This is a genomic window from Rhodococcoides navarretei, from assembly GCF_038069675.1.
GTDB classification, from domain to species: domain Bacteria; phylum Actinomycetota; class Actinomycetes; order Mycobacteriales; family Mycobacteriaceae; genus Rhodococcoides; species Rhodococcoides navarretei.
This window is the reverse complement of the sequence record NZ_JBBPCN010000001.1, coordinates 2,608,600-2,625,528: the sequence shown is the minus strand read 5'-3', so window position 1 is coordinate 2,625,528 and position 16,929 is coordinate 2,608,600. Positions and strand designations below refer to the sequence as shown.

Annotated in this window: 17 protein-coding genes and 1 tRNA gene; 7 read left to right on the top strand and 11 right to left on the bottom strand. The window is 66.2% G+C overall.

The window, feature by feature from the left end; genetic code table 11:
• Positions 1-19: 19 nt before the first annotated feature.
• The 4 genes from AABD04_RS12315 to AABD04_RS12300 form a co-directional block, all read right to left on the bottom strand.
• Entirely contained in the window at positions 20-1,276 is a 1,257-nt protein-coding gene (locus AABD04_RS12315; RefSeq protein ID WP_335740213.1) for a saccharopine dehydrogenase family protein, read from the bottom strand.
• 44 nt (positions 1,277-1,320) lie between these two features.
• Positions 1,321-2,817, bottom strand: coding sequence for a glutamate-cysteine ligase family protein (locus AABD04_RS12310; RefSeq protein WP_341441352.1), 1,497 nt, complete (start codon positions 2,815-2,817; stop codon positions 1,321-1,323).
• Positions 2,818-2,922: 105 nt separating this feature from the next.
• On the bottom strand, positions 2,923-4,383 hold the full coding sequence (locus tag AABD04_RS12305; protein WP_341441351.1) for an SDR family NAD(P)-dependent oxidoreductase: 1,461 nt from the start codon (positions 4,381-4,383) through the stop codon (positions 2,923-2,925).
• A 144-nt stretch (positions 4,384-4,527) separates the two neighbouring features.
• Positions 4,528-4,613, bottom strand: a tRNA-Leu gene (locus AABD04_RS12300).
• Between the two features lie 204 nt (positions 4,614-4,817).
• On the opposite strand from AABD04_RS12300, the gene AABD04_RS12295 reads away from it, so the two are divergent.
• Positions 4,818-6,149 (top strand): M20/M25/M40 family metallo-hydrolase, encoded by a 1,332-nt coding sequence (locus AABD04_RS12295; protein ID WP_128645952.1) that lies wholly within the window; start codon positions 4,818-4,820, stop codon positions 6,147-6,149.
• Positions 6,150-6,165: 16 nt separating this feature from the next.
• Positions 6,166-6,693 (top strand): YbhB/YbcL family Raf kinase inhibitor-like protein, encoded by a 528-nt coding sequence (locus tag AABD04_RS12290; RefSeq protein ID WP_128645948.1) that lies wholly within the window; start codon positions 6,166-6,168, stop codon positions 6,691-6,693.
• Positions 6,694-6,738: 45 nt separating this feature from the next.
• Here the strand turns inward: AABD04_RS12290 and AABD04_RS12285 are convergent, their stop codons facing one another.
• The 3 genes from AABD04_RS12285 to AABD04_RS12275 form a co-directional block, all read right to left on the bottom strand.
• Entirely contained in the window at positions 6,739-7,809 is a 1,071-nt protein-coding gene (locus AABD04_RS12285) for a quinone-dependent dihydroorotate dehydrogenase (RefSeq protein WP_341443026.1), read from the bottom strand.
• Positions 7,810-7,886: 77 nt separating this feature from the next.
• The gene (locus AABD04_RS12280) at positions 7,887-8,108 is read right to left on the bottom strand and encodes a DUF5703 family protein (RefSeq protein WP_032377864.1); all 222 of its coding nucleotides are present in this window, start codon (positions 8,106-8,108) and stop codon (positions 7,887-7,889) included.
• Between the two features lie 81 nt (positions 8,109-8,189).
• Positions 8,190-9,215, bottom strand: a complete 1,026-nt coding sequence (locus AABD04_RS12275; RefSeq protein WP_341441350.1) for a YncE family protein — start codon at positions 9,213-9,215, stop codon at positions 8,190-8,192.
• Between the two features lie 160 nt (positions 9,216-9,375).
• Between AABD04_RS12275 and AABD04_RS12270 the strand changes: the two genes are divergently transcribed.
• Positions 9,376-9,741, top strand: a complete 366-nt coding sequence (locus AABD04_RS12270; protein ID WP_243609606.1) for a hypothetical protein — start codon at positions 9,376-9,378, stop codon at positions 9,739-9,741.
• Here AABD04_RS12270 and AABD04_RS12265 read toward each other — a convergent pair.
• Genes AABD04_RS12265 through AABD04_RS12250 form a run of 4 tightly spaced genes read right to left on the bottom strand, consistent with a single transcriptional unit; the run spans position 9,716 to position 13,600 of the window.
• Positions 9,716-10,570, bottom strand: a complete 855-nt coding sequence (locus AABD04_RS12265; protein ID WP_341443025.1) for a heme ABC transporter ATP-binding protein — start codon at positions 10,568-10,570, stop codon at positions 9,716-9,718. The two genes, AABD04_RS12270 and AABD04_RS12265, sit on opposite strands and share 26 nt — an antisense overlap.
• On the bottom strand, positions 10,561-11,628 hold the full coding sequence (locus tag AABD04_RS12260; protein WP_341441349.1) for a FecCD family ABC transporter permease: 1,068 nt from the start codon (positions 11,626-11,628) through the stop codon (positions 10,561-10,563). The genes AABD04_RS12265 and AABD04_RS12260 overlap by 10 nt, the downstream gene beginning before the upstream one ends.
• Positions 11,625-12,632, bottom strand: coding sequence for a heme/hemin ABC transporter substrate-binding protein (locus AABD04_RS12255; protein WP_341441348.1), 1,008 nt, complete (start codon positions 12,630-12,632; stop codon positions 11,625-11,627). Before AABD04_RS12255 ends, AABD04_RS12260 begins: the two co-directional genes overlap by 4 nt.
• 35 nt (positions 12,633-12,667) lie before the next feature.
• On the bottom strand, positions 12,668-13,600 hold the full coding sequence (locus AABD04_RS12250) for an aldo/keto reductase (protein WP_243593061.1): 933 nt from the start codon (positions 13,598-13,600) through the stop codon (positions 12,668-12,670).
• A 211-nt stretch (positions 13,601-13,811) separates the two neighbouring features.
• On the opposite strand from AABD04_RS12250, the gene AABD04_RS12245 reads away from it, so the two are divergent.
• From AABD04_RS12245 to AABD04_RS12230, 4 genes are all read left to right on the top strand, one after another.
• Entirely contained in the window at positions 13,812-14,642 is an 831-nt protein-coding gene (locus AABD04_RS12245; RefSeq protein ID WP_374230224.1) for an undecaprenyl-diphosphate phosphatase, read from the top strand.
• Between the two features lie 25 nt (positions 14,643-14,667).
• A complete protein-coding gene (locus AABD04_RS12240) occupies positions 14,668-15,375 on the top strand; it encodes a histidine phosphatase family protein (RefSeq protein ID WP_243593059.1) in 708 nt (235 codons plus the stop codon).
• A 135-nt stretch (positions 15,376-15,510) separates the two neighbouring features.
• Entirely contained in the window at positions 15,511-16,101 is a 591-nt protein-coding gene (locus AABD04_RS12235) for a DUF3090 domain-containing protein (RefSeq protein WP_243593058.1), read from the top strand.
• Between the two features lie 35 nt (positions 16,102-16,136).
• A complete protein-coding gene (locus tag AABD04_RS12230; RefSeq protein ID WP_341443024.1) occupies positions 16,137-16,910 on the top strand; it encodes an SCO1664 family protein in 774 nt (257 codons plus the stop codon).
• Positions 16,911-16,929: the final 19 nt, after the last annotated feature.

The window sequence follows — 16,929 nt, the reverse complement described above, 5'->3', positions numbered from 1 at the left end:
TCCACAACGACGAAAGGACTCAGTTTCGCTTGGCCCAGATCTCCATTCCGGCAGCATTGAGACGGTCCACGAGGACGTCGCCGATCGCAGTGGCGGGCGTGAGAACTCCGCTGGCCTTCGGCAAGGCGTCGCCCCCGTGCACGAGCGCGAGTGCCGACTCCGCCAGCATCACCGCGGTGGCCTTGTAGCCGGGGTCGCCCGAGGCCTTGACCCGCGCCCGGTAGCGCGCGCCGGAGGTGGTGAGGGTGTACAGGTCGACCGTGAAATGTCCCTTCTCGCGGGCTTTTTCACTGGGGCCGGTGCCCGGCTTGGGCAGAATGCGGTCGAGCACCTTGGCCGGAAGAACAGTCATGGCGGACACGCCGACGAACAGCCCCGCAGACAGTGCACCGGCAAGGACGGGGCTGGCGAACGACGAGCCGACACTCATCACCTCGCTGTAGCGGAACTGCTTTCCGTACGCCCAGTCGCGAAGTGCGTTGGTACGCCGCACGACTCGGGTGTTGTACGAGGCCATCACGAAGGGGGCTTTCCAGCCACGCAGGCTGGGGTCGATCTTCTTGCCGTCGATCAGCACGGTGTCGAGCTGACGGCCGAGTTGCGGCTCGAGGCCGCGATCAGGACTGAGCGAGTAGGGCCGAGCGGCGATGCGTCGGGCCCGCTTGTCCTTCTTCATTGCCTCGATCTGCCCGCGCAGCGAGTCGATGGTGCCGCCGCTGACCCCACCGGACATCGACGTGACCACCAGGGTCGTGTCGGTGAGCTCGCCGGCGTTGTCGGCCGTGACGGCCTCGTACAGGGCGTGTACGCCGATGTCGGACGGGATGGAGTCGAAGCCGCACGAATGGACGATGCGGGCCCCGGTGCGCTGAGCGATCTCGTGGTTGGTATCGATACTCTCGCGGGCGAACAGGACCTCGCCCGTGAGGTCGACGTAATCCGTCCCGGCCTCGGCGCACGCCGTTGCCAGTTCCAAGCCGTACTTGGCGTAGGGACCGACCGTGGTGATGACGACTCGGGTCGATCGGGCCATGGCCTGCAGCGACGCGACGTCTGTGGCGTCGGCCTCGAGAACGGGCCACTGCTGAGCTCTGGAGCCCAGTTCCTTCCTGGCGGCTTCCACCTTGGACGTCGAGCGCCCTGCGAGAGCGATCCGGGTGTCGGCCGGTGCGTGCTCGGCGAGGTACTTCGCCGTCAATTTCCCGACGAAGCCGGTGACGCCGTAGACGACGATGTCGTGAGTGCGATCGGGGGAGTCGGATGCAGGCGAGTTCATACCAGCGACACTAACGCGGGTCACCCCGGCGAGTCGACGCGCCGTCAGTTCGTCCAGGTGTGCACGGGTTCTCCGGCATTCATGAGGGTGACGTAATCACCGAGCATTCCCGCAAGCGCTCTATCGCGCTTCTCACCGGCGCGTTCGCGGGCGACGACGGCGTTGCGCTGCCACACCGAGCCGGACTGCTTGGCCAGGCACCGCGCTTCGATCACCCCGAGATAGCGGTCGCGGACCGTCGCGTCCACGCAGTAGGCGGCCAGCCCGGCGTCGGCCAGTGGCAGCAGCCGACGCAACACCAGTTCCTGCGGACTCACCCAGCCCACCTCGGGCCAGTAGAGCATCGAATCGAACCCGCCGCGGGCCGCAGAGTGCACGTTCTCCTCGGCGGCGTCGAACGACATCTGGGACCACAGCGGGCGGTCTGCATCGGCCAGTGCGCGGACGGTTCCGTAGTAGAACGCCGCGTCGGCGAGAGTGTCCACCACCGACGGTCCGGCCGGGAGTACACGATTCTCGAGCCTGATGTGGTGGCCGTCGCCGGACCGGTCGTAGATCGGCCGGTTCCACCGGTAGACGGTTCCGTTGTGCATGCGCAGTTCGGACAGCGACGGTGTCTTGCCCTCGGCCAGCGCAGCCTTGGGGTCCTCCTCGCTGCAGACGGGAAGCAACGCAGGGAAGTAGCGCGAATTCTCTTCGAACAGATCGAAGATCGAGGTGATCCACCGTTCGCCGAACCACACCCGTGGTCTGACTCCCTGATTCTTGAGCTCCTGCGGCCTGGTGTCGGTGGCCTGCTCGAACAACGGAATACGGGTCTCGTGCCACAGCGCGCGACCGGCGAAGAACGGCGAGTTCGCGGCGAGTGCCACCTGCACGCCCGAAAGGGCTTGCGCTGCATTCCAATACGACGCGAACTCGTCCGGAGCCACCTGGAGGTGCAGCTGAACCGACGTGCAGGCCGCCTCGGGCAGGATCGTGTCGGTCACGATGTCGAGGTCCTCGGCCGCAGCGGCACCGGGCAGCCGAACTCCGCCGATCTTCAGTTCGATGTCCTCGCCGCGCGCGGCGAAGATCTGTTGGTTGAGGAGGTCGTAGCGCGGATTCGCCGAGAGCCACCGGTGCTCGAAGTGCTCCTCGTCCAGAGTCGGGAGCATGCCGATCATGGCGAGACGACTACCCGAGGTGCGGGCGCGTTCGTCCGCTGCATTCAGCGATCTGCGCAGGTCCGTCTCCAACTCGGCGATCGAGGCACCGCGCAGTGGCCGAGGGTCGACGTTGATCTCGATGTTGAACTGGCCGAGCTCGGTTTGATAGTCGGGGTCGGCGATGGCGTCGAGCACCGCCGCGTTGGCCATGGACGGCTCCATGTCGTCGTCGACGAGATTGAGCTCGATTTCCATGCCGATCTGGGGTTCACCGACGTGGAAGGTCTCGTCGGCCAACATGACCGCCAGGGCATCGAGACAGTCCTGGACCTTCTGGCGGAACTCGTGCCGGTCCTGCCTGGTGAACTTACGGCGCTCGACGTCCTCGCCCATGGTGACCGCCTATCGGTGCGTGAAGAAGGGCCGTTCGCTCACGCGCAACGACTTCGAGTTACGAGTATCGCAGTCCGCGTTCACCGAGGGGGACGCACGCGAAAATCACCAGGGCGACGGCTGGTAGTCCTTGAGGAACGAGCCGTACAGATCGTTTCCGAGCTCTCCCTGCACGATCGGGTCGTACACCCGGGCGGCACCGTCCACCAGGTCGAGTGGAGCGTGGAAACCTTCGTCGGCGAGCCGCATCTTGGTGGGGTGCGGCCGTTCGTCGGTGATCCAGCCGGTGTCGACGGCGGTCATCAGGATTCCGCTCTCGAGCATCTCCTTCGCGCTGGTGCGCGTGAGCATGTTCAGCGCGGCCTTGGCCATGTTGGTGTGGGGGTGCCCCGGACCCTTGTAGGCGCGCCCGAACTGGCCCTCCATGGCCGAGACGTTCACGACATACTTGCGGCGCGCGTCCGAGGCCTCCATCGCGGTGCGCAACCGCGAGACCAGGATGAAGGGGGCTACGGAGTTGCAGAGCTGTACCTCGAGCAGCTCGACCGGGTCGACCTGCTCGACGGTGTGGATCCAGCTGTTCGTCTCGGCGAGATCGGGTACCAGACCACCGGCATCGATGGCGAGACCGCTCTCGATCCTCTCGGCCGTCACCGAGCCGGCGACCATCGCCAGCGAGGCAACGTCGTCGGCGCTCAGGGCAGCGGTCGGTCTGCCGCCGATCGCGGTGGCGGGCAACGAACTCGCCAACGACGCTGGATGCGCATCGCTGGTCTTGCCGAACGTGATGCGCTCCGGTCCTGCGCCCTCGGTCAGGGCCGCAGGCAGAGGTTCGGCCTCGGCCTCGGCCAGCGCGCTGTAAGAGCCGGGGGAGCGCTTGACGGTCTGTGCGGCGTTGTTGATCAGGATGTCGAGGGGGCCCTCGGCCGCGACCGAATCGGCAAGGGCCACAACCTGAGCCGGATCACGAAGGTCGATACCGACGACACGCAGACGGTGCAGCCACTGGTCGCTGTCGTCCATCGCCGCGAAGCGACGCACGGCATCGTTGGGAAACCTCGTGGTGATCGTGGTGTGGGCACCGTCGCGGAGCAGCCGAAGTGCGATGTACATGCCGATCTTCGCGCGCCCACCGGTCAGCAGCGCCCGCCGCCCGGACAGGTCGGTTCGAGCGTTGCGCTTGCCGCGATTGAGCGTCGCGCACTCGGGGCACAGCTGGTGATAGAACGAGTCGACGTGGGTGTAACGCTGCTTGCAGATATAGCAGGGACGGGCCTTGATCAGCGTGCCTGCTATATCTCCCTCGGCGCGTGAGGACAGGGACAGTCCAGCTGTCTCGTCGTCGATTCGGTCCGGGGATCCTGTTGCGGTGGCGGCGACGACGGCACGGTCGGCCGCGTTGACCGCATTGCGCGCGGCGACGCGTCGAGCACGCTTGAGATCTTTGAACATGGCACCGGACGCGCGCTGCACGGCGATCGAATCGGGGTGATTCTTGTCCAGTTCCGCTGCCTGCTTCAGCACGCGCAGGCACGTCTCGAGGTCGGTGGGGTCGATCGCGTCCATCGTCAGTCTCCTAGCGTCGGCCCGGTCGAGCCGAAAGAGCGAGCGCAGAACGAAAAAGACCCCGATTCCGAAGAATCAGGGTCCGTTTCGTCTGTCTCAACTCAGATCTGTGAAAATCTTTGTCTGTCTGCATCTTTCAGACGGTGTCCGAGGGGGGACTTGAACCCCCACGTCCGTTAATAGGACACTAGCACCTCAAGCTAGCGCGTCTGCCATTCCGCCACTCGGACAAGTGCGACCGCTGTCGCATATTCTTTTGTTGCTTTCACAGCCGGCCGCTGTGTGCTGCGTAAGATTATCCGACGGGTTCCCGATAACCCAAATCCCCACGTCAGTTCATGCTCGAGGCCGTTTCTCATGGTGCCCGGAGCGGATTCTGGTGGTAGGAACGACGTGTGCCCAGCGATGTGAGCAATCCCGGAAACACAACCGATATCGACGCCACCGTTGCCCTCGACGAAGTCGTGGATCTGGTCAGTTCCCTCATTCGATTCGATACGTCGAACACCGGAGAACTCGAGACCACGGTCGGCGAGAAGGAATGCGCCGAGTGGGTGGCGAGCAAGCTCGAGGAGGTGGGGTACGAGACGGAGTACGTCGAGTCCGGTGCCCCCGGCCGCGGCAACGTGTTCGCGTGGCTGCGCGGAGCGGACTCCTCGCGCGGCGCGCTGCTGGTCCACGGACACCTGGACGTCGTGCCTGCCGAACCCGCCGACTGGAGCGTGCATCCGTTCTCCGGAGCCGTCGAGGACGGGTACGTGTGGGGCCGCGGCGCGGTGGACATGAAGGACATGGTCGGCATGGCCCTCGCGCTGGCCCGGCAGTTCAAGTCCACCGGAACCGTGCCACCTCGCGACATCCTGTTCGCCTTCCTCGCCGACGAGGAAGCGGGTGGCAAGTACGGATCGCACTGGCTGGTCGACAATCGACCCGATCTCTTCGAGGGTGTCACCGAGGCGGTCGGCGAGGTCGGCGGGTTCTCGCTCACCGTCGCTCGCCCGGACGGCACCGAGAAGCGGCTGTACATGGTGGAAACCGCCGAGAAGAGCCTGGCGTGGATGCGGCTGACCGCGAAGGCTCGGGCCGGGCACGGATCGTTCCTGCACGACGACAACGCCGTGACGTACCTGGCCGAGGCAGTGGCCAAACTGGGCAATCACACCTTCCCGCTGGTGCTCACCGAATCGGTCTCACAGTTTCTGCAGGCGGTCTCGGAGGAATCGGGTCTCGATTTCGATCCGACGTCACCGGACATCGACGGAACCCTGCTCAAACTCGGCAGCATCGCGCGCATCGTCGGCGCAACCCTGCGCGACACGGCGAACCCCACGATGCTCTCGGCCGGCTACAAGGCCAACGTGATTCCGCAGACCGCGACTGCCGTGGTGGATTGCCGCGTGTTGCCCGGACGGCAGGCGGCATTCGAGAAGGAGGTCGACGAGTTGATCGGCCCGAATGTCGAACGCGAGTGGATCACGAAGCTCGAACCGTACGAGACGACGTTCGACGGGGATCTCGTCGATGCGATGAACGACGCCGTCCTCGCGCACGACCCCAACGGCCGTACCGTGCCGTACATGCTGTCCGGCGGCACCGACGCAAAAGCGTTCGCGCGCATCGGCATTCGATGCTTCGGGTTCGCTCCACTGAAGCTTCCGCCGGAACTCGATTTCGCGGCGTTGTTTCACGGCATCGACGAACGAGTACCCGTGGAGTCGTTGGAGTTCGGTACACAGGTACTCGAACACTTCTTGTTGCACAGCTGATACGAAAGGAACCATCGTGGCGTACAACCCATACGACTCGCTTCCGGACCTACCGTCCTTCGAGTTGACGTCCGAGGATGTCGAGGACGGCAAGACCCTGAAGGACCAGCAGGTCAGCGGAATCATGGGAGCCGGTGGACACGACAACTCCCCGCAGCTGTCCTGGTCCGGATTCCCCGAGGGCACCAAGAGCTTCGCCGTCACCGTCTACGACCCCGACGCGCCGACGGCATCCGGCTTCTGGCACTGGGCCGTGGCCAACATTCCCGTCGGAACGACGTCGCTGGTATCGGGAGCCGGCGACGACGGCGGAACCGGAGTTCCCAGCACCGCGGTGACACTGAAGAACGACGCCGGTCTGTTCCGCTACATCGGTGCAGCCCCGCCCGCAGGTCACGGACCGCACCGGTACTTCATCGCCGTTCACGCGGTGGACGTCGAGCGACTGGAAGTCGACGAGACGGCCACCCCGGCCTACCTCGGCTTCAATCTGTTCTCGCACGCCATCGGTCGCGCGGTCCTCACCGGCATCTACGAGGCCTGAGCTCGATCGTCGGGTGTCGGAAGATTCGTTTCGACACCCGACGGTTCAGGGCCTGTTCGCCGAGCCCACCGCCTCGGCGATCGTGGCGAACCCGTGTTTGTCGAGCCGAGCTGCCAGTCCCCGGTGAATGCCCTTGATCCACAGCGGGCCGCCGTAGATGAACCCCGTATAGCCCTGCACCAGAGAAGCTCCCGCAGTGATGCGCTCCCAAGCTTGCGCCTCGGTCTCGATTCCCCCGACGGAAATCAACGTCAGCTGGGTGCCCACTCGGCGGTAGAGACGCCGCAGCACCTCCAGTGATCGCTCTGCCAGCGGAGCTCCGGACAGGCCTCCAGCGCCCATTCCGGCAACCAGTTCCGCATCGCTGCGCAGGTCCGCGCGCGAGATCGTCGTATTCGTGGCCACGATGCCGTCGAGGCCGAGTTCGACGGCCAGGTCGGCCACCGCGTCGATGTCCTCGTCGGAGAGGTCGGGGGCGATCTTGACCAATACCGGCACTGTGACAACCGACTGGACCGCCACCAGGATCGGCCGCAGCGATTCGACGGCCTGCAGGTCACGCAGACCCGGAGTGTTGGGGGAGCTGACGTTGACGACCACGAAGTCCGCCAACGGGCCCAGCAGCCGCGCGCTGGCCGTGTAATCCGCAGCAGCGTCGGCCGGCTCCACGATCTTGGTCTTGCCGATGTTGGCACCGATCGGGATGCGCGTGCGCCGGCCGCGCAATCGGTCCGCGGCGTGTTCGGCACCGTGATTGTTGAAGCCCATGCGGTTGACGATGGCGCGGTCGAGAGGTAACCGGAACAGTCGAGGCGTGGGATTACCGGGCTGGCTCTGAGCCGTCACCGTGCCGATCTCGGCGAAACCGAATCCGATGGGCTCCCAGGCATCGATGCCGTCTGCATTCTTGTCGAAGCCGGCCGCAAGACCGAGGGGAGCGGGAAAGTCGACGCCGAACACCGTCGAGCGCAGTCGCGGATCATCGACCACGAACGCCTTCTCGGCCAGAAAACGCAGCGGCGGCGCGACGGCCACGGCGCGGAGCACCCCGAACGCGAGGTGGTGAATCTTCTCCGGTGGCACGAGGAACATCAAGCGCAACAGGGCGCGGTACAGACGGTCTCCCACGTTCTTCTTTCCGATCGATCCGGCTCGGTCCAACATCCTGCGGTGGAACAGTACTGCCGTCGGGCTCAGATTCCGGGCTCCGGGATGTGATGCGCGGTCTTCTTGCGCTTGAGCAGCACGCGTCTGCTGCCGTCGGTGTAGAGGCGAACCCGCGACAGCTCCCAGCCGCCGAACTCGGCTTGAATCGCCAGCCGCATCGACGCGGTAACCCTGGTCACGTCAGGGGGCAACCTCAGCGGCACGTATTCCCAGTCGTCGGAGGGCGACACTTCCCATCCGACGGGCATCTTCGCTCGACCAGGAGTCGAACTCTCGTGTGTGCTCACGTGTCTCCTTCGTCACCAGAGTCGTTGTGGCAGAACCCCGGTTCAACGACCAGCAGCGGGGATGCGCTGCAGTCCGTCACCGGTTGCCGATCCCACGTACAGGTCGCCGGTGTCGGCGTCGACGGCCACCGAATCGGGCTGCCGCACAGTGGCCAACCGCTCGACTTCGACAGGAATTCCGGTGTCGAGTGTGTACCCGACCACCTCGTTGAGGGCCGGCAATGTCACCCATGCGATACCGGACTGCTCATCGTAGGTGATCGCCCACGGCTGTGCGCCGACCGGAAAGCGTTGCCGCATCAGCAGATCGTGCGAGGTGAAAACGAGCAGCTCGGTTCCGGTCGAGTCGGTGACCAGCAGGCGGCCGAATTCGTCGCTGGTCATCTCCGCGGCACCTTCGCCTGCACGCAGGGCCACGCCGAGGGTGCCGTCGTCCAGGTTGAGATCGGTCACCGATGTCTGTCGACGGTCGAGGACCGAGACGCCTTTCGGTGTACTGGCCAGTGCGTCGGCCGAGGTCAGGCTGCCGCCGGAGACCGTGGCGGTGACCTGGCCGTTCGTATCGAGCACGCGGACCGTTCCACTGTCGTCGCCGACGGCCGTCGTGCCGTCGGGCAGGTCTGCTGCGGACAGTGCGTCGGCGTCGACGGTCATATCGGTGCGGCGACCGTCCGCCACGCCGATCCTCGCGACGGCACCGTCCATCGGAACGAGCACTGTCGAGTCCCGCCCGGCGACGAGTTCTGCTCCCGTCGAGCCCAGGTCGACCACGCGGGCCTCGGCCGTGGCTTCGTCGCGGACCAGGGTCACGGTTGTCGATGCGTCGGTCAGCGCCACCAGGGTGCGGGTGACGGGGTCGAAGGTGAGGGCGTCCACCGGAGCGAACGCGCTGACGGTTCCGGCGGGGGTCACGGTCGCCTCGGGGGACTCGGCAGGCGGTCGGGGTTCGACGGAGATGTCGTCCGCGTTCTCGTCGTCGCTGGAACACCCGCCGACCGACAGGACTGTGACGACGGCGAGCGCGGACGCGACTGCCGCGCGAATCGAACGAGCCGACGGTGTTCGCATGAGGCCGAACCTACTTCCTCGAGAAGATGCTGCCTGTGGAGGCGCTGCCACATCTGTACCAGCGTGCGGCGATCTCGGCGAAATCGACCGCGCCGGATCTGTTGTCGTCCGGCCGCGTCCGAGGAAGCGGTAGCGTGATCGTCCGAGGTGAATGCACGACATGGGAGTGGACGTGGGATCCGAGGAAACACACTTCGTCGTCGAGGAAGTGAACGCGGGAACGCACGCGAACGGCTTCGGGCGGACCGATGACGGCCGTGCGTTCGCGTTTCGCGTGCACAGAAGCACCCTGTACGTGGAGATATACCGAGCCGATGTGCGGTCTCCCGTACCGGACCGGTCCGAGGTCGAGGCGGTCGCCGAGCATTCGGTCACCGAAGTCGATCTGACCGACGAACGCAGCATTGTCGGCGTGGTGCGTGATGCGGTCGCACATGCGCAGCAGCTGTCCGATGCGTCACAGCGAGACACCACGGCGGTGCGTGCCTTCTTCGATCGGGTCAATTCCGTGCTGGAGGGTTTCTGACACGGTGGGGAACCACCAGCTGTTCGCCCGTGTCGGGATGATCGAACACGTCGACGGGGTGCCGGTAGACCCGGCCCAGCCGCTCGGCGGTGAGCACTTTCCGCGGCGGACCGGTAGCAATCGATTCTCCCGAATCCAGGATCGCGACGTGGTCGGCGTACGCCGCTGCGAGTCCGAGATCGTGCAGCACGACGACCACGGCACGGCCCTGTGCGGCGAGTGAGCGCACCACGGCCATCACCGACTCCTGATGTCCCACGTCGAGTGCGGCGGTGGGTTCGTCCAGCATGATCGTTGCGGTGTCCTGCGCTATGACGCGCGCCAACGCGACTCGGGCCTGCTCGCCTCCCGAGAGTGACGCGAACGGTCGACGCGAGAACTCCGACACATCACAGGCGGACATGGCTGCGGCGACGCGGTCGTCGTCGTTGCGTGCCGCTGACGTGCCGACCCATGGGGCTCGACCCATCCGGACGATCTGGCCGGCCGTGAACGCGAACCCGACGCTGTGTTGTTGAGGGAGCACAGCGCGTCGCCTGGCCAGGTCCACCGTGCGGATGCGGGTCAGCGGTTCGTCGCCCAGCAGAACCGATCCGGCACTGGGCTCGGTATCTCCCGCCAGGACCGACAGCAGCGTCGATTTGCCCGCGCCGTTGGGGCCCACCAACGCCAGTATCTCGCCGGCCACCACGTCGAGGTGGATATCGGACAACACCGTCGCGTCCCCGCGCCGTGCGGAGACTCCGCGGGCGACGAGGGTGCTCGAACCCGGTTCGGGGGCGGCCGGGATGTCGCGTCGCGCGGCGCCGATGCGTCTCGTCACGCCCAGCCGCCCTGGCGAGCACGGGTACGGCGGAGCAGCCAGAAGAAGAACGGGGCACCCGCCAGCGAGGTCACCATGCCGAGCGGTAGGTCGACGTTCGCAACGAGGGTCCGGGTGACGAGATCGGCAGCGACCAGCACGACGCCCCCGGCGAGGGCGCTGGCCGGAATGAGGAGTCGATGGGCGGGACCGAGCACCATCCGCATGGCGTGCGGAACCACCAGACCCACGAACAGGATGATTCCGGTGAAGGCGACCCCGGACGCGACGAGCAGGGCGACGACGACGATGGCGAACTGCCGGAGTCGTTCGACGTTCACGCCCAGATGGCGTGCCACGTTCTCTCCGAGCGCAAGCAGGTCGAGTCTGCGGGCGATCGCCATGGAGGCTCCGATTCCGAGCAGTGCGAGCGGGCCGACTACTGCCACCGACTGCCAGGTTGCTCCCGCGAGCGACCCCAGCTGCCAGAACACGATCTGATCGCGGGCGGCGGGACTGGCGACGAAGGTGAAGAACGCGATGATGCCGCCGGCGAAGGCATTGACCGCAACGCCCGTGAGGATGAGCGTCACCACTTCGGTGCGACCTGCGTTACGAGCGAGGAAATACACGGCGATCGTGGTGACGAGCCCGCCGACGAATGCAGCGAACGCCACACTCCAGACTCCGGCGAAGCTGCCACCGAGCACGATGACCGAGCTGGCTCCGACGGCGGCACCCGAGGAGACCCCGACAACACCCGGCTCGGCCAGTGGATTGGCGAACACCCCCTGGAGCAGCGCACCCGCGCACCCCAGGCACGCACCGACGACGACAGCCAGCGTCAGTCGCGGGAATCGGACCTGCCACAGCGTCACCTCACCGCTGGGATGGGCGGGCATCGGTCCGATGTCGAGTCCCACCCGATGTATCAGACTGCCCAGTACTTCCAGCGGAGTCGTCGGAACCTGCCCCACGACGGCCGAGATCAATGCCAGGCCCACCAGCGCCACGCCCAGGGCTCCGAATGTGGCCAGAACCCGCCCGCGACCCGTCCGTGCTTCGGCGAATGTCCGGTCCGTCATGACGCCGGGTCGTACACGGCCTTCGACAGTGCGCCCAACACCTTTCCCGTGTTCGGGCCGAAACTGAGGATGGTCCCGTCGTCCATGTCCACCACCCGGCGTTCTCGGCCTGCAGGGGTCTGGGCGATTCCGGGGATCTGCTCGAGACCCTCGATTCCGCCGATCGATTCGAGGCCCTTGGTCATCATCAGAATGACGTCGGGTGCTGCGGCGATCAAGGCTTCGCTGGTGACCGGCACGAATTGCTCGGTCAGACCCGATTCGACACCGGCATCCCTGGCACCGAGAGCCTCGATCAGTGCGTCGGCTCCCGAGCCGGGCCCGGCGAGCATCTTGATTGCCGGACCGCGCATGTACAGAAACGCGATCTTCAGCGGTTCGGTGGAGCCTGGAGCGTCGTTCGACGCTGCCGAGATCTCGGTGTCCGTTCGTTCGGCGAGGGCGGCACCGGCGTCGGGCACCCCAAGGGCGGCTGCCACGGCCTCGATCTGGGTTGCGACGCCGGCCAGAGTCCGCGTGGGGTCGAAGTACACGACGGGAATTCCCGCGGCTCGGATCTGATCCTGCACAGCGCGTGGACCGATGCTGGTGTCGGTCAGCACGACGGTCGGCGACAACGCCAGAATTCCCTCGGCGCTCAGGGAATGGCCGGTCGGGGTGACATCGGGCACGTCCTCGGCCGCAGGAAATGTGGCAGAGGTGTCACGACCGACGAGGTTGTCGCCGAGGCCCAGCGCGAAGACGGTCTCGGCGAGCGTGCCGTACTGGTCGGCAGCGACGATGCGGGTGTTGTCCGTCACCGTCACGGCGACGCCGTCGAACCCGGTCACGGTGACGGGGAGTACGGCCACTGGATCGGCCGTGACGGGTTCCGGGTCCGGGTCGTCGACGACGGCGGTCCGTGGGCCGATGGAGCCCGGCAATTCTGCGCCGGGGGTGTTCGCCGAGCAGGCGACCAGAAGTCCGGCGACGAGGAGCACGGCGGCGAGACGGTTGACGGTCACAACGGAAGGTTAGCCTGTCCGATGTTGACGGGTCTTCAGGCGCTGACGTCGTCCAGCGCCGATGCGATCGCCGGCGGCAGTTCGAGTTCCTCGGCCATCAGTGCGCCCATCAGTTGCGCGAGGTCCCGCGCTCCCACGATGGCGCTGCTCACTCCGGGTCGGTCCCGCGCCCATGCGAGTGCAACCACCAGGGGAGAAGTGGCGAGCCCGTCGGCAGCGGTGACGGCCGCGTCGACGACGCCCACAGCGGAGTCGGTCAGGTACGCGTGCACGGCCTCGGCGTGTAGTTCGTCGGCCCCACGGGAGTCCGCGGGTACGCCGTTGCGATACTTGCCCGTCAGGACGCCGCCTGCCAGGGGGACCGCGGCGAGTATGCCGATGCCGTGGTGGTGCGCGGCCGGAACCAGCTCGTCCTCGATTCCGCGCGCGAGCAGCGAATACTCGGCCTGAGTGGCCACGATGTGTCCGGTACCGGCCGCGCCTGCCGCCGTCGCGAGTTGCCAGCCGAGGTATCCACGGGCACCGGTGTAGCGGACCCGCCCGCTGGTCACGGCGTAGTCGAGCGTCGCGGCGACCTCGTCGACCGGGGTCATCGGGTCCCAGGCCGCCACCTGCCAGAGGTCGAGGTAGTCGGTTCCGAGCTCGCGCAGAGTGGCATCGAGTTGGCCGAGCAGGCCGCGGCGGGAGCAGTCGACGTGATAGCGGCCGTAGCGCGAACTCAGTCCCGCTGCGCTGCTGATCACCAGTTCGTGCCGGGGGACGACGTCGTCGAGCAACTCGGCGAGCACACGTTGCGCGCGTCCGTCCCCGTACGCCGGAGAGGTGTCGACGAGCGTGCCGCCGGCCTCGGCGAACGCCGACAACTGTGCTGCGGCGTCGTCACCGTCGGTTCCGCTACCCCATCCGAGGGTGCCGAGGCCGAGTCTGGAGACTCGGAGTCCGCTGGTGCCGACCGATCTCTGCTTCATATGTGCCGAATGTCCTTTTACGTGTGATCGTCGCTGTCGAACTGCACTGCCGCCAGTGCACAGTAGTGCGCCGCGCCGCTCGGTGCGCAGGTGCCGCGCCGGGTACGGTCGTGCCCGTGAATCGCGAATTCAGGGGGCAGGCCGTCGGCCGCGCATCGATAGTGAACAGTTCATCGACACCGATCTCGAAGGGTGACGCAGCATGATCGACATGACGTGGCTGCAGGCGATCATCCTCGGTGCAGTGCAGGGCTTGACCGAATTCCTACCGATCTCTTCGTCCGGGCACCTGCGCATCGTGTCCAGTGTGTTCTGGAACGAGGACGCGGGCGCGTCGTTCACTGCGGTGACCCAGCTCGGCACCGAAGCCGCTGTGCTGCTGTTCTTCTGGCGAGACATCGTCAGAATCGTCAAGGCGTGGTTCGTCGGCCTGAAGAAGAAGGAAGAACGCGGACTCGATTACCGCATGGGGTGGTACGTGATCATTGCCACCATTCCCATCGGCGTTCTCGGCCTGCTGTTCAAGGACCAGATCCGCACCGGTGCACGAAACCTCTACCTCATCGCTTTCATGCTGATCGCGTTCGCCGTCGTCATCGCCATCGCGGAGAAGGTGGGTCGCAAAGAGCGCCCGATCGAGAAGCTGACCACCCGGGACGGCATCGTCATGGGTCTGGCGCAGTGTCTCGCGTTGATCCCCGGAGTGTCCCGTTCGGGGGCGACGACCAGCGCAGGCCTGTTCCTCGGGCTCGAACGCGAGGCAGCGGTTCGCTTCTCGTTCCTGCTCGCCATTCCGGCGGTCACTGCCTCCGGTCTCTTCTCGCTGCCCGACGCCTTCGAGCCGGTCGGCTCCGGTCTGGCTGCGTCGGGTCCGCAGCTGTTGGTGGCCACGATCATCGCCTTCGGGCTCGGCTACGCCTCGATCGCCTGGCTGCTGAAGTTCGTCGCGAACCACTCGCTGTACTGGTTCGTCGGATACCGCATCGTGCTGGGTGTCGTGGTGCTCGGCCTGCTGGCCGGTGGGGTCGTATCTGCAACGTAGGTTCGTCCTCATTAGGCTCGTTGCAATGACAGTCATCTTGCTTCGGCACGGCCGCTCGACGTCGAACACCGCGGGCACGCTCGCGGGTCGGAGCGCGGGAGTCGAGCTCGATGATCGTGGGCGTGAGCAGGCGCAGGCGGTGGCGGATCGCCTCGGCGAGCTTCCCGTGTCCGAGATCGTGCGCTCGCCGTTGCTGCGGTGCGAGCAGACGGTCGAGCCGTTGGCTGCCAAGCTGGGGCTCTCGCCGGTGGTCGAGGATCGGTTGGTGGAGGTCGACTACGGGCAGTGGACCGGCCGGACGATCAAGGAGCTGCTGGCCGAGCCGCTGTGGAAGGTCGTTCAGCAGCATCCGTCGGCTGCGGTTTTTCCGGAAGGCGAGGGCTTGGCGACGGTGCAGCAACGCGCGGTACAGGCCGTGCGCGAGCACGACGCCCGGTTGGCCGCGCACCACGGCCGCGACGTGTTGTGGGTGGCGTGCTCGCACGGTGACGTCATCAAGTCGGTGCTCTCGGATGCGATGGGTGCCCACCTCGATTCCTTCCAGCGCATCGTCGCCGACCCGGCATCGATCAGTGTCGTGCGCTACACCTCGACGCGGCCTTTCGTACTGCGGACCAACGACACCGGGTCCGATCTGAGTGCGTTCGTCCCGAAGGCCGAGGAGCCCAGCACGCCGGAATCGGGTAACGCGGACTCTTCCGACGCGGTCGTCGGTGGTGGGGCAGGCAGCTAGAGCGCCGATTCGGCGCCGACACCCCGATCGGTGGCAGGCTGGAGGGCAAGCAATACCGACCATGGTCGATCTGTGGTCGATAATGAAAGTTCCGGAAAGTGCTTCGCGGAGCTGTTCGAGTCGTTAGGAGGTGCAATGCCGCGCGCCATACACGTTTTTCGCACCCCTGATCGTTTCGTTGCCGGGACCGTTGGGGAACCGGGCGACCGAACGTTCTTCCTCCAGGCGGTGCACGACGCCCGAGTGGTGTCGGTTGCCTTGGAGAAGCAGCAGGTCCAGGTACTCGCCGACAGGATGGGGCTGCTCCTGGAAGAAGTGCACCGCCGCTTCGGAGCCGACGTTCCGGCCGAGGAGACCGACCAGGTCGACACCAGTCCGTTGTTGACTCCGATCGACACCGAGTTCCGCGTCGGGACGATGGGGCTCGGCTGGGATGCCGACGCCAACGCCGTCGTGGTGGAACTTCTCGCCGTCAGCGAGGTCGAGGTGGACGAATCCGTCGTTCTCGACGACACCGACGAGGGCCCGGATGCCGTCCGCGTGTTCCTCACTCCGGTACAGGCCCGCGAGTTCGCGGTGCGGTCCGAACGCGTCATCGCGGCGGGCCGTGCACCGTGCCCGCTGTGTGGACAACCACTGGCCCCCGAAGGACACGTCTGCATCCGAACCAACGGCTACCGCCGCGGTGCGACGTTCGGACCGGTGACCGAGGCCGACGAATCTTGACCGTCGAACTGCCGCCGTTCGAGGGCCGCGAAACCATGGAGACCGGCGACCTGACCGTCGTCGGTCGTGTGGTGTCGGCCAGCAACGCCACATTGGTGTGCGAGGCGGGTGAGGGCGACTCGGCCGTGCGGTGCGTCTACAAACCCGTTCGTGGGGAAGTGCCGCTCTGGGATTTCCCGGACGGCACTCTCGCGGGCCGCGAAGTGGCGTCGTACGAGATCTCCGAGGCCCTCGGTTGGGGTGTCATACCGCCCACGGTGCTGCGCGACGGGCCGTTCGGTCCCGGCATGGTGCAGAAGTGGATCGACACGCCGGAGGAGCGCGCCGAGGGACGCGTCGACCTCGTCGACATCTGCCGTCCCGATCTCGTGCCGGCGGGATGGATTCCGGTACTGCAGGCGTACGACGGCGAAGGCGAGGAAATCGCACTCATCCACGCCGACGATCCGCGGCTGCAGCGGATGGCGGTTCTCGACGTGATCCTCAACAATGCCGATCGCAAGGGTGGGCACGCACTCGAAGGCCTCGACGGCTACGTGTACGGAGTCGACCACGGAATCTGCCTGCACGCCGAGAACAAGTTGCGCACGGTGCTGTGGGGGTGGGCAGGCCAGGCTGTGGACGACGCACTGATGACCGACGTGGTCAGGTTCGTCGAGACGTTCGATACGGTCACCGCACCACGCTTGGTCGACAAGATCACCCTGACCGAAACGGTCGCGGTGCTCGATCGGGCGCAGGAGCTGATCGCCCGCCCCGTCATGCCGGAGCCTCGCTCGAGCAGACCCATACCCTGGCCCGCCTTCTGATCGGGCTCGGATAGGCTCG

Bases quoted from the DNA above. Each gene is read 5' to 3' on its own strand.
- AABD04_RS12315 (WP_335740213.1), bottom strand. From the start codon at position 1,276: ATGAACTCGCCTGCATCCGACTCCCCCGATCGCACTCACGACATCGTC.
- AABD04_RS12310 (WP_341441352.1), bottom strand. From the start codon at position 2,817: ATGGGCGAGGACGTCGAGCGCCGTAAGTTCACCAGGCAGGACCGGCAC.
- AABD04_RS12305 (WP_341441351.1), bottom strand. From the start codon at position 4,383: ATGGACGCGATCGACCCCACCGACCTCGAGACGTGCCTGCGCGTGCTG.
- AABD04_RS12280 (WP_032377864.1), bottom strand. From the start codon at position 8,108: ATGCCCGTCGGATGGGAAGTGTCGCCCTCCGACGACTGGGAATACGTG.
- AABD04_RS12275 (WP_341441350.1), bottom strand. From the start codon at position 9,215: ATGCGAACACCGTCGGCTCGTTCGATTCGCGCGGCAGTCGCGTCCGCG.
- AABD04_RS12270 (WP_243609606.1), top strand. From the start codon at position 9,376: ATGGGAGTGGACGTGGGATCCGAGGAAACACACTTCGTCGTCGAGGAA.
- AABD04_RS12260 (WP_341441349.1), bottom strand. From the start codon at position 11,628: ATGACGGACCGGACATTCGCCGAAGCACGGACGGGTCGCGGGCGGGTT.
- AABD04_RS12250 (WP_243593061.1), bottom strand. From the start codon at position 13,600: ATGAAGCAGAGATCGGTCGGCACCAGCGGACTCCGAGTCTCCAGACTC.
- AABD04_RS12245 (WP_374230224.1), top strand. From the start codon at position 13,812: ATGACGTGGCTGCAGGCGATCATCCTCGGTGCAGTGCAGGGCTTGACC.
- AABD04_RS12240 (WP_243593059.1), top strand. From the start codon at position 14,668: ATGACAGTCATCTTGCTTCGGCACGGCCGCTCGACGTCGAACACCGCG.
- AABD04_RS12235 (WP_243593058.1), top strand. From the start codon at position 15,511: ATGCCGCGCGCCATACACGTTTTTCGCACCCCTGATCGTTTCGTTGCC.
- AABD04_RS12230 (WP_341443024.1), top strand. From the start codon at position 16,137: ATGGAGACCGGCGACCTGACCGTCGTCGGTCGTGTGGTGTCGGCCAGC.